Origin of the sequence: Pinirhizobacter soli (assembly GCF_015905305.1) — a bacterium.
In the GTDB taxonomy this organism is placed as follows: domain Bacteria; phylum Pseudomonadota; class Gammaproteobacteria; order Xanthomonadales; family Rhodanobacteraceae; genus Pinirhizobacter; species Pinirhizobacter soli.
Genome location: NZ_JADZLQ010000002.1, coordinates 585114 through 596925 on the forward strand (window position 1 = coordinate 585114; position 11812 = coordinate 596925).

Annotated in this window: 9 protein-coding genes; 5 read left to right on the forward strand and 4 right to left on the reverse strand. The window is 63.7% G+C overall.

Annotated features, from left to right (window positions below; genetic code table 11):
* Positions 1-20: 20 nt before the first annotated feature.
* The 4 genes from NDK18_RS12510 to NDK18_RS12525 form a co-directional block, all read right to left on the reverse strand.
* Positions 21-1523 (reverse strand): SulP family inorganic anion transporter, encoded by a 1503-nt coding sequence (locus NDK18_RS12510; RefSeq protein ID WP_250627944.1) that lies wholly within the window; start codon positions 1521-1523, stop codon positions 21-23.
* Positions 1524-1534: 11 nt separating this feature from the next.
* Entirely contained in the window at positions 1535-2218 is a 684-nt protein-coding gene (locus NDK18_RS12515; RefSeq protein ID WP_250623859.1) for a carbonic anhydrase, read from the reverse strand.
* Positions 2219-2334: 116 nt separating this feature from the next.
* Positions 2335-2679, reverse strand: a complete 345-nt coding sequence (locus tag NDK18_RS12520; RefSeq protein ID WP_250623860.1) for a hypothetical protein — start codon at positions 2677-2679, stop codon at positions 2335-2337.
* A 208-nt stretch (positions 2680-2887) separates the two neighbouring features.
* A complete protein-coding gene (locus tag NDK18_RS12525) occupies positions 2888-3421 on the reverse strand; it encodes a hypothetical protein (RefSeq protein WP_250627945.1) in 534 nt (177 codons plus the stop codon).
* 292 nt (positions 3422-3713) lie between these two features.
* Between NDK18_RS12525 and NDK18_RS12530 the strand changes: the two genes are divergently transcribed.
* From NDK18_RS12530 to NDK18_RS12550, 5 genes are all read left to right on the forward strand, one after another.
* Positions 3714-4379 (forward strand): response regulator, encoded by a 666-nt coding sequence (locus NDK18_RS12530; protein WP_250627946.1) that lies wholly within the window; start codon positions 3714-3716, stop codon positions 4377-4379.
* Positions 4376-5767 carry a sensor histidine kinase gene (locus tag NDK18_RS12535; protein ID WP_250627947.1) on the forward strand — a complete coding sequence of 464 codons (1392 nt, stop codon included), beginning with the start codon at positions 4376-4378 and terminating at the stop codon, positions 5765-5767. The genes NDK18_RS12530 and NDK18_RS12535 overlap by 4 nt, the downstream gene beginning before the upstream one ends.
* Positions 5768-5886: 119 nt before the next feature.
* Positions 5887-9189 (forward strand): efflux RND transporter permease subunit, encoded by a 3303-nt coding sequence (locus NDK18_RS12540; RefSeq protein WP_250627948.1) that lies wholly within the window; start codon positions 5887-5889, stop codon positions 9187-9189.
* Entirely contained in the window at positions 9179-10354 is a 1176-nt protein-coding gene (locus NDK18_RS12545; RefSeq protein WP_250627949.1) for an efflux RND transporter periplasmic adaptor subunit, read from the forward strand. The genes NDK18_RS12540 and NDK18_RS12545 overlap by 11 nt, the downstream gene beginning before the upstream one ends.
* A gap of 5 nt (positions 10355-10359) precedes the next feature.
* The gene (locus NDK18_RS12550; RefSeq protein ID WP_250627950.1) at positions 10360-11796 is read left to right on the forward strand and encodes an efflux transporter outer membrane subunit; all 1437 of its coding nucleotides are present in this window, start codon (positions 10360-10362) and stop codon (positions 11794-11796) included.
* Positions 11797-11812: the final 16 nt, after the last annotated feature.

Here is an 11812-nt window from a genome sequence, read left to right on the forward strand (position 1 = left end):
GGCTCCGTCAGCCGGCCGCACTATGCCGCCTGGCGACCTTCGACCCTTTCGTCGAGCTGTTTCCAGTCCAGTACCACCTCGATGCCGCGCGATTGCGCATTGCGCTCCCACTCGCGGAGGAGTTCCAGCGAGGCGTGGTCCACATGGCTGAGCTCGTCGATGTTTATCGTCACTTTTGTATTCGCCGGCACCGTCTCGAGCTTGCGTGCCATCGCCGGCACCTGCAGGAAGGTGGCCGATCCTTTCAACGCGAACGTGGCATGGCCCGGCTCGTCGTGCTGGCGCAGCTGCGCATTGAGCCTGGACGAAAGCAATGCCAGGCGAAACAACGACAGGCCGAAGCCGATGATCACGCCTTCGAGCAGATCCGTGGCAACGATGGCCACGGTAGTTGCCACATAGACGGCCGCGGTGCCCTTGCCATAGGCGGCAAGCTCCTTCACCTGGCGGATCTTCACCATCTTGATGCCGGTGAACACCAGGATACCGGCCAGGCATGCGACGGGTGTCATGTTCAGCAGCCACGGCAGCAGCATGGCGAACACCAGCAGCCAGGCGCCGTGCAGTATCGCCGCGCCGCGCGTTGCCGAACCTGCCTGCACATTGGCGGCGCTGCGTACGATCACGCCGGTCATCGGCAGGGCGCCCAGGAAACCGCACAGCATGTTGCCAACGCCTTGTGCGGTGAGTTCGCGGTCATAGTGGGTACGCTCACCATCGTGCATGCGATCGACCGCCGCCGCCGAAAGCAGTGTCTCGGCACTGGCGATAAAGGCGAAGGTGACGGCCGCCACCAGGAGGTTTTCATCGAGCAGCCCACGCAGGCTATCCATGCTTGGCAAGGTGACCGCAGATGCGAGGCTCTCGGGCACGTTGACCAGGTGCACGGGAATACCGAAGAACTGCACGGTGGCCGTGACCGCCACCACGGCGAGCAGCGCCCCCGGCACGAACCGTAGCTTGGCCGGACGCAGTTTTTCCCAGCCCACCATGATGGCGATGGTGGCAAGGCCCACGCACAGTGCCGCCAGGCCCGGTCCCTGGATGGCATGGATCAGGGCACCCGGCAACGCGGCGAAATTTTCCAGCCCCCGCGCCAACGGTTTGGCGTCGAGCATCACGTGAGCCTGCGAGGCCACGATCAGGATGCCGATGCCCGAGAGCATTCCGGACACCACCGCCGGTGAGGTCATACGGAACCAGATGCCGACCCGGCACAGTCCCGCGGCGACCTGGATCAGGCCCGCCAGCAGCACCACCGGGCCCAGCGCCGCCACGCCATAGCGCTGGACCAGTTCGAACACCAGCACCGCCAGGCCCGCGGCAGGGCCACTTACCTGCAACGGCGAACCGGCAAAGACGCCCACGACCAGGCCGCCGATGATGCCCGTGATCAAGCCCGTGGCTGGCGGCATGCCCGAGGCGATGGCGATGCCCATGCACAGCGGTAATGCGACCAGGAAGACCACGATGGAGCCCAGAAGGTCGCGTCCGAAGAGGCCCTGGGAAAAATACGCTTTCATGGTTCGCTCCTTCAAGCCGCGCTGGCGACGTTCTGGGCGAACCGTGCCATCGGCGTGGCCTGTGGTACCGGGTGGCCGCTCGTTGGCATGTCCACGAAGCGGCCACTGCCACCGTCGAATACGCAGATGCCGGCCTCGCCGATATCGTAGATCCAGCCGTGGATGCTCAAGCTCCCGTTGGCCATGGCCGCGGCGACAGCCGGTAGCGTGCGCAGGTGTTCGAGTTGGCCCACCACGTTTTCCTCAGTGAGGCAGCGCAGGCGCGCCGCTGCATCGAGGCCCGATGTGTTCTCCGCCACCACATGCCGTGCGACGTCGGCATGCTTGAGCCAATCGGCCACCGACGGCATGCCTTTGAGCTGGGAGGGGTCGAGCAAGGCCTTCATCGCGCCGCAATCGGAGTGTCCGCAGATCACTACGTGCTGGACCTTGAGCACCTTCACCGCGTACTCCACCGCCGCGACCACACCGCTGACGTGCTGGGCATAGGGCGGCACGATGTTGCCCACGTTTCTGTAAACGAACAGGTCGCCCGGCTGGGCGCAGAAGATCATCTCGGGCATGACACGCGAATCGGCGCAGGTAATGAACATCGTGTGCGGGCTCTGGCCGCTGGCCAGGCGATCGAACAGCGCGCGCTGCTCTGGGTAAATGTCACGGCGAAACTCTTCGAAACCCTTGATCATGCGTTCCATGGAAAAACTCCGGCAAAAGGCGGCTCTCCGACAGCAGATCGGAAGGCACGGTAGGTGGTCGCTGCATGGCAGCGCGAGGGAAAGGCGAAAATGGAGCGGCGAGGACGACGCTGCAATCAGGCGTTGGGAGGCCGCGGATCGGTGTCCAGGAGGATGCTGGCCAGCGGATGGTGGCCACTCCCAGTGGAGCTGTGCAAGCAGGGCGTGGCTTGCCAGTGGTGTCCGGCTGAAGGCAGCGGCGTGTCATCGCCTACACCATCGCAAGCTAGCGGGCCCTGTATCGCCAAGGCCTCGCCTTGTTGGCCATCGAGCACCTGGGCGCCCGCGGGAGCAGCCGATGCCGTGGCGGACAGGATCGATGAAGAAGTCGCAGTAACCTGGTTCAGACCCAGCAGCACCAGCAGCAGGCCTGCCAGGACGGCGCGGAGCAGATGGTGTCGATGACGGTACGGCAAACTCATGAGTTCAAACTACGCATGTCGGACTTCGATGACAAGTGTTGCAGTGCAGGAAAGCGAAACTACACGACGATTTCTAATTGCATTGGAGCATCGTGCAGTACTGACCGTCACCTCGCCACAAGAGTTCAACATCGACACAAAAGAAAAACGGCGGGCTTGCGCCCGCCGTTTGATTCGTCCTTGAGTAAGACTCCGTTACGATATTCGATCAGAAGGACAGCATGCCCCAGAAGCCGATTTCGTTGGTCTTGTAGGTGTAGGCATCGACCGGACCATCGAGCTGGTTGTGCTTATAGGCCAGCGCCAGGCGCAGGTTCTTCAGCACGTCGTACGACACACCGGCGTTGTAGTACTTGTCGTTCAACTTACGCTGCAGGTTGGCGACCGTGTAGTACTTGTAGTCCAGCTTGTCGTAGCGGGCGATCATCGCGTCGCCGCGGGTCGCATCACGCGTCGGGGCACCGTTCTCCACGTCGTTGCCGCGCTTGCCCTGGTAACCGCCAACCGCGATCACCATGTTCTCGATCGGGCTGTAGCCGAAGCGGCCTTCCGTGTCGACGTTGTTGGAACGCGTCAGGTTCTTGTAGCCGCGACCGTTAACCACCGACAACTGGTAGTTGATCGAGTTGTCGCCGGTGTTCGCGCCTAGGGCATGGATACCCCAGTCGGACGAGTTGCCGAACGCGCCGGACGCAGTTTTTCCCGGCCCACCATGATGGCGATGGTGGCAAGGCCCACGCACAGTGTCACATCAACAACGCCACGAGCATTGCCAGGGACCGACGCCTTGAGGTCAGAACAAACGACATCGGACAAAATTACTCAGATCGAATCACGATGACAAGTGTTGCAGTGCACGAATGACGGACGGGATTCAGGTAGATTCGACGCTTCCTAACCGCGTTCGGAAGACTTGAGCCGGACTCGGGCCATCGTCGTACCATGCATCGCGTCCGTCCCCGTGGCGGCGTAAGCTCCCTTTAAGCTTCCGCCTTGATCCTTCCGTTTCCGGCACCGCCATCGAGTCCATCAACGTGCATATCGTGCTTGTCGAAGACGACGAACAACTGGGCCAAGCGATCCACCACGCCCTGCTGCAGCAGTCTTATGCGGTGACATGGCTACGGACTGGTCGCGAGGCCGCCGAGGCGCTGCGCGATCGATCGGCCGATCTTGTGCTGCTGGACCTTGGGCTACCCGACCGCGATGGGCTGGAAGTGTTGGCCCAGGCACGCCGCACCGGCATTCGCACCCCCGTTCTGGTGATGACGGCCCGCGACGCACTCCAGACGCGCGTACGCGGCCTGGACCTGGGCGCCGATGATTACCTCATCAAGCCCTTCCACCTGGAGGAGCTGGCGGCGCGCATACGCTCACTTACCCGGCGCGCCCAGGGTCTGGCCGACAGCTTCGTGGAAGCCGGCGAGTTGCGCTTGAACCTTGCCTCCGCCGAAGTGAGCTTCCACGGCCACCCTGTCACCCTCACCCGCCGCGAGTTCGCCCTGCTCCGCGTGTTGATGGAGCGCGCCGGGCGCATCGTGCGCCGGGAGACGCTGGAGAATGCCTTGTATGGTCTTGAACCGAGCATCGACAGTAACGCCCTTGAGGTCCAGGTGCACTGGCTTAGGCGCAAACTCAGTCCGGAAGTGATCCACACCGTGCGTGGCGTCGGTTACATGGTGCCGCGGGAGCCGCGATGAAATCCCTTGGGCTGGGTGCACGGTTAACGCTGTTGAACATCGCGGTGATGGTGGTCGTACTCATTCCGCTAGGCGTCATCAGCTACCAGCGCGAAAGCCGTGAAATGAACCAACTGCTCGACGGCCGCCTGGCACAGGCGGGGCGCACCCTGGGCAACCTGATCGAACACGGCGAGGAAATGACCGCGCATGCACCAGGACTGCCATCATCCCTGTCCACGGGCGTGGCCCCGGCGGTGGTCGTTGCGGTACGCCGGCACAACTACGAGCCGGAAGTGGGTTTCCAGGCTTATGACCCCCACGGCACGCCCATCGCCGCGACCGAGAACCTGGCCGACCTTCCTGCCCCTACGGACGCGGATCTGGGATTTCACGACCTAAGGCATGACGATCACGCGTGGCGTCTGTTCACCCTGCGAAATCGTGCTGGTCTGTTGATCCGCATCGGCGAGCGATCGGACAACCGGCAGGACATTACGCGTGGCCTGGTGCTTGAACACAGCCTGCCACTGTTGATCGGCCTGCCGCTGCTGGCCGTCCTGATCGGGCTAGCCGTGCGCCATGGCCTCACGCCGCTGCGCGCGCTTACCTCGCAGCTGGATGAGCGCACACCCGGCAGCCGCCAACCGGTCGAGATAGCCGAACCCACGCCCGAACTGCGTCCCCTGGTCGAAACCTTGAACCAGCAATTCGAACGACTCGAAAATGCGCTGGAACGCGAGCGCCGTTTCAACGCCGACGTTGCCCATGAATTACGCACGCCGCTAACAGCCACGATGATCCATCTGGAAAGCGCGATGATCGCCAGTGGTGCTTCGATGGCCACGGGATCGGCACTTTCCAGTGCGCAACAAAGCCTGCAGCGCCTGGCCCGCCGTATCGAGCAGATCCTTGCACTGGCCCGGATCGAGGCAGGCGCCGCCGCCAGCGAACGCGAAAGGGTTGACCTGGTCGCGCTTGCCAAGGACGTCATCGAGGAACTCGCGCCGCTGATCGTGGAAAAGGATATCGCCATGAGCCTTGCCACGAGCGAGCCGGGCATGGTGCTGGCCGCTTACGAGGCGGCCATGACGGCGATGCTTCGCAATGTGATCGAGAACGCACTGCGTTACGCACCCGTGGGCGGGAAGGTCGATATCGACATCAACGCTGGCCCGGACCTGATGGTGATCGATGTCCGCGACAACGGGCCGGGCATACCGCCTGAGCGTCGCGCGGCCGTATTCGACCGATTCCTGCGCGGCGCGAACGAACCGACGTCCGGCTTCGGGCTCGGCCTGAGCATCGTCAAACGCGCCGCCGAACTGCACGATGCCCGGGTGGACCTGCGAGAACCGCCCGAGGGCACGGGACTGCACGTGCACATCCGCCTGCCCCGCCGACCCTAGGCCCAGCCTGGTTCGGCATGGAAGGCCAACCCTTGGACTGGCCAAAAGGTTGACATAAGGTTCGGCCCCCATCCTGCGGACAGCCCCAAAAGGGGCACCACCGTCCCAGGAGTCGTTTCATGCTTGCACTCGTCCGCATCGCGCTGTCACGACCGTATACGTTCGTGGTGCTTGCGCTGGCGATCCTGATCGCGGGACTACTGGCCTCGGCTCGCACGCCGACGGACATCTTCCCGGACATCGGCATTCCGGTGATCAGCGTGGTGTGGACGTACAACGGCCTGCCGCCGGACCAGATGTCAGGCCGCGTCATCTACTACTACGAACGCCAGCTGACGACCTCGGTGAACAACATCGAGCATATCGAATCACAATCGCTGCCGGGTGCCGGCATCGTGAAGATCTTCTTCCAGCCCGGTGTGGACATCCGCACCGCGACCGCCCAGGTAACCTCCATCTCGCAAACGGTCGTCAAGCAGATGCCACCGGGCATCACCCCGCCCCTGATCCTCAACTACAACGCTTCGACCGTACCCGTGCTGCAAATGGCGCTGTCCAGTGCCACGATTCGTGAATCGACGATTCGCGACCTTGCGCAGAACTCCATCCGCCCGACGCTGGTATCGGTGGCGGGTGTGGCCATCCCCACGCCTTATGGTGGCAAGCAGCGACAGGTGACGCTGGATCTCGACCCACAGGCGCTGCATGCGAAGGGGCTCTCGGCCCAGGACGTAGCTAACGCGCTGGCCGCGCAGAACCAGATCATTCCCGTGGGCACAGCCAAGATCGGCACCTTCGAATACCACGTGCAGTTGAACAACAGCCCCAGGGCGATCGAGGCGCTTAACGCGTTGCCGATCAAATCGGCCGATGGCGCCACCATCACCATCGGCGAAGTGGCCCACGTGCGCGACGGCTCGCCGCCGCAGAACAACGTGGTACGCGTGGACGGCAAGCGCGCGGTACTGATGCCGGATCTAAAAACCGGCGACGCGTCCACGCTCTCGGTGGTGGCAGGCATCAAGAAGCTGCTACCGCTGATCGAGGAAACCATGCCCTCGGGCCTGAAGATCGATCTGCTTAACGACCAGTCGGTATTCGTCAAGTCGGCTATTTCCTCGGTGGCGCGCGAAGGCATCATCGCCGCCCTGCTGACCTCGGTGATGATCCTGGTGTTCCTGGGTAGCTGGCGATCGACCGTGATCATCGCGGTGTCGATCCCGCTGGCCATCCTCTCGGCCATCGCGCTGCTTTCCCTTTTCGGACAAACGCTCAACGTGATGACCCTGGGCGGGCTGGCACTGGCGGTGGGCATCCTGGTGGACGACGCCACGGTGACCATCGAGAACATCAACTGGCACCTGGAACAGGGCAAAAGCGTGCTGGACGCCATCATGGACGGCGCCAAGCAGATCGTCGGGCCGGCGTTCGTATCCCTGTTGTGCATTTGCATCGTGTTCGTACCGATGTTCATGCTCGAAGGCATTGCCGGCTTCCTGTTCCGCCCGATGGCCCTGGCGGTGATCTTCGCCATGGCCTCGTCGTTCGTGCTTTCGCGCACGCTTGTGCCGACGATGGCGATGTATTTGCTCAAGCCCCACGTAACGGAGAAAGGTGCCGGCGATCATCCGGAAGATATTTTCATCAATCACCACGAAGGCGACCAGGTTATCGCGCAGTCGAAATGGATGTCCGACCCCTCGCGCGTGGCTGGAGATGACCCGACATCCCGCGCCCCGCGGCGTGGCATGTCCCTGCTGCGTCACGCGATGGCCTTCCAGAGCGCCTTCGAGCACCGCTTCGCCAACCTGCGCGACGGCTACTACGCGATGCTTGCCGTCGCGCTGGGCCGCCGCAAGGCCTTTGTGCTTGGCTTCCTTGGCTTCATCCTTGCCTCGTTCGTACTCTTGCCGTTCCTTGGCACGGATTTCTTCCCTCCCACCGATGCCGAGTCGATCGCCCTGCATGTGCGCGCACCGATGGGTACCCGCGTGGAAGAGACCGCCGCCGAATTCGATCGTATCGAAGCGGCCATCCGACATGTGATTCCGCCAAAAGACCTGGGTACGGTGGTGGACAACATCGGCTTGCCGCTGTCGAGCGTGAACCTGGTCTATAGCAACACCGGCAGCATCGGACCGCAGGATGGCGACATCCAGATCGCACTGAAGGAAGGCCACGCTCCCGCCGCCGACTACGTGAAGAAGCTGCGGGAGCTGCTGCCACGCCAGTTCCCCGGCAGCGATTTCGCCTTCCTGCCGGCCGATATGACCGACCAGATCCTGAACTTCGGCGCGCCTGCACCGTTGGACGTCTCCGTCACCGGTCGTGACAGCGCCGCCAACCAGGCCTATGCCATGAACATCATGCGCAAGTTGAAGGCCATCCCAGGTATTGCTGACGTTCGCCTGCAGCAAAGCACCAGCTACCCGCAGTTGAATGTCGCCGTCGACCGCACGCGCGCCGACCAGCTGGGCATCTCCGAGCGCGATGTCACCAATTCAATGGTCGCCTCGCTCGCGGGAAGCAGCCAAGTGGCTCCGGCGTTCTGGCTTAACCCCAAGAATGGCGTGTCATACGCCATCGTCGCCGCAACGCCTCAGTACCGCATGGATTCGATGGCGGACCTTGCCAGCCTTCCGGTCACCGCCGGCAACGACAAGGCCACGCAAATGCTGGGTGGCCTTGCCACGTTCACCCGCGCGCCCAGCGCCGCGGTGGTGTCGCATTACAACATCCTGCCCGCGTTTGACATCTATGCCGCGGTGCAGGGCCGCGACCTGGGCGCCGTAGCCCACGACGTCAATACCGTGCTCGCCAGCTTCGCCAAGGAACGTCCCAAGGGCACGCTCGTCACTCTGCGGGGCCAGGCCGATACCATGGCCACCGCCTTCAGCGGACTGGAGTTCGGTCTGATTGGTGCGGTGCTGATGATCTACTTGCTTACCGTCGTCAACTTCCAGTCTTGGCTCGATCCATTCGTGATCATCACGGCGCTTCCGGCGGCCCTGGCCGGCATCGTCTGGATGTTGTTCCTGACCCACACCACGCTTTCGGTGCCTGCGCTTACCGGCGCCATCATGTGCATGGGCGTAGCCACCGCCAACTCGATCCTGGTGGTGAGCTTCTGCCGCGAACGCCTTGCCGTGCACGGCGACGCCGTCAAGGCAGCGATGGAAGCCGGCTTCACGCGCTTCCGACCGGTTTGCATGACGGCGCTGGCGATGGTGATCGGCATGCTGCCGATGGCCATCAGCCATGAGCAGAATTCGCCTCTGGGCCGCGCCGTCATCGGCGGCCTGATCTTTGCCACTTTTGCCACGTTGCTCTTCGTGCCGGTGATCTTCTCGATCGTCCATGGCCGCACGCAACCGGCTTCGAATCCTGCCCTTTTCCCTGGAGAACCGTCCCATGTCGCATGATGCCGGCTCGACGCCCGTGAGTCCGATGCGGCTGCGCCCCGTGATCGCCATCGGCCTGGCCATCGCCATCGTGGCCGTGGCCGGCGGCCTGACGTTTCGCGCCCACGAGTACCACGAGCTTACGCACTGGACCGATGCCCAGCAGGTACCGACGGTGCAACTTGCGCCGATGGCCACCATCGACGGTAACGACCACCACCTGAGCCTGCCTGGCCACGTGGAGGCCTGGATCAGTGCGCCGATCCACGCCCGCGTGGGGGGCTACCTGAGGACCTGGACACGCGACATCGGCAGCACCGTGCATGCCGGCGACGTGCTGGGTACCATCGACACGCCCGAGATCGACCAGCAGCTCCACCAGGCAACGGCCGGGCTGGCGCGCGCGCAAGCCGATCTCCGCCTCGCCTCGCTCACCAGCAAGCGCTGGCAGAACCTCCTCGCCAGCAATTCGGTGTCCAAGCAGGAAGCCGACGAGAAGCTCGGTGAAGCGGAAGTGGCCAAGGCCAATGTCGCCTCGGCCCAGGCCGATGTTGATCGCCTCCAGGCGCTGGAATCGTTCAAGCAGATCACCGCGCCGTTCGACGGAACGATCACTGCTCGCAACACGGACATTGGCGACCTGATCTCCGCCACCAATGCCAACGAGGAGCCTCTGTTCACAGTGTCCGACACACGGCGCATGCGCCTGTATGTCAGCATCCCCCAGGGCTACGCCTCGACCATACACCCGGGCATGCACGTCAAGGTCAACGTAATGGAACACCCGGACAAGGCCTTCGACGCCGTATTGATCGGTTCGTCCGGTGCCATTGCCAAAGCTTCGGGCACCCTTCTGGCCCAGTTCGAACTGGCAAACCCCAATGGTGAACTCCTGCCGGGCGATTACGCGCAGGTAAGCCTGCCGGTGGACAGCAACGCCCATGTCGTGAACGTGCCAGCCACGGCGCTCATCTTCCGCGCGGCAGGGCCGCAGCTGGCAGTGCTGGGCGCCAATAACACGATCCAGCTGCGCGACGTGCACATCGGCATGGACATGGGCGACATCCTGCAAATCGATCGTGGCGTGACATCGATGGATCGCATCGTTGATCATCCGCCCGACTCGATCATGGCCGGTGACAAAGTCACGGTGGCCACCGCAGCGGCCCCGAAGGGTAAAGGTTGAGCGTCATGCGCACACCCCGTCTCACGCGCACCGCCCTGGCCACGGCGCTGGTGATCGCCATGTCCGGCTGTTCGCTAGCCCCCACCTACAAGGTACCCACAGTCGAGGTCCCGGCCAGCTGGCACGAGGGCGACACGTCGTGGCACCGCGCGGTGCCCGCCGACAACCTGCAGCGCGGCGCTTGGTGGAACAGCTTCGGTGACGCCACGCTGGACAAACTCGAAGGGCAGCTGGAGAGCGGCAACCTGACGCTCGCCATCGCCGCCTCGCGCCATGACCAGGCGCTCGCCTTCCAGGCGCAAGTTCACTCGGCCACGTTGCCCGACGTCGGCATCTCCGGTAGTGCGGACAACAGCCGCCAGTCGGACAACCGTCCACTTCGCGGCAATGGCCAGCCCAACGAATATGACGCCAACGATCTGCACTTGGGCACCGGCTATGAACTGGACTTCTGGGGCAAGGTGCGCAACGAAGTCGCGCAGGCCACGGCCGAGGCGCAGGCCTCGGGCGCGGACCTGGCCACTGCACGCCTGAGCTTGCAGGCACGGCTGGCCGATCTTTACTTCCAGTTGCGCGACCTTGATGTTCAGGCCGACATCCTTGCGCAAACGCTCAAGGGCTATGACCAGGCACTGGTCACCACCCGCAACCGTGTCCACGAAGGTATCGACTCCGGGCTCGCCGAAGCCCGCGCCCGTACCCAGCTGGCCGACGCCCGGGCCCAGGCCGACGAGAACGATGCCCAACGCGCACTGACCGAGCACGCCATCGCCGTCTTGGTGGGCCAGTCGCCCAGCAGCTTCCGTATTCCGGCTGAAGCAGCGACCCCGTCCCTGCCTCCGGTACCCTCCAGCGTGCCCTCATCGATCCTGCAACGCCGCCCCGACATTGCGGCGGCCGAGCGGCGCACCTTCGCAGCCAACGCCGGCATCGGCGTGACGCGTGCGGCTTTTTTCCCGGATTTCAGCCTGACAGCACTGGCTGGCTTTCAGAACACCGACACCAACCCCTTTTTCGCCTACGGCAATCGCCTTTGGGCGGTTGGGCCTGCCTTGTCGCTAAGCCTCTTCGACGGCGGCCTGCGCCGTGCCCGGGAGCGTGCGGCGCGCGACGAATTCGACCAGGCCTCCTCGCAGTACAAACTCACCGTTCTCAAGGCCTTCCAGGAAGTTGAAGACAATCTGGCCCTGCTCGACCGCCTGGGCCGCGAGGCGGCCAACGAACAGGAGGCCGTGGCCGCCGCCGCGGAATCACAGCGCATTGCGCAGAACCGCTATGACGAGGGCGTGGTCAATTACCTGGAAGTGGTAACGGCGCAAAGCGCCTTCCTGCAGGCCAAGCGCAGCGCGGCGACGATCGACACCCGCAGGCTGCAGGCCAGCGTCAACCTGGTGCGCGCGCTGGGTGGCGGCTGGGATGCAAGCGAGTTGGCCCAGCGCTAGGCAGAGTTTTCGACCA

Excerpts from the sequence above, each read along its gene's own strand:
- NDK18_RS12515 (WP_250623859.1), bottom strand. The coding sequence starts at position 2,218 with ATGGAACGCATGATCAAGGGTTTCGAAGAGTTTCGCCGTGACATTTAC.
- NDK18_RS12550 (WP_250627950.1), top strand. The coding sequence starts at position 10,360 with ATGCGCACACCCCGTCTCACGCGCACCGCCCTGGCCACGGCGCTGGTG.
- NDK18_RS12520 (WP_250623860.1), bottom strand. The coding sequence starts at position 2,679 with ATGAGTTTGCCGTACCGTCATCGACACCATCTGCTCCGCGCCGTCCTG.
- NDK18_RS12540 (WP_250627948.1), top strand. The coding sequence starts at position 5,887 with ATGCTTGCACTCGTCCGCATCGCGCTGTCACGACCGTATACGTTCGTG.
- NDK18_RS12535 (WP_250627947.1), top strand. The coding sequence starts at position 4,376 with ATGAAATCCCTTGGGCTGGGTGCACGGTTAACGCTGTTGAACATCGCG.
- NDK18_RS12510 (WP_250627944.1), bottom strand. The coding sequence starts at position 1,523 with ATGAAAGCGTATTTTTCCCAGGGCCTCTTCGGACGCGACCTTCTGGGC.
- NDK18_RS12545 (WP_250627949.1), top strand. The coding sequence starts at position 9,179 with ATGTCGCATGATGCCGGCTCGACGCCCGTGAGTCCGATGCGGCTGCGC.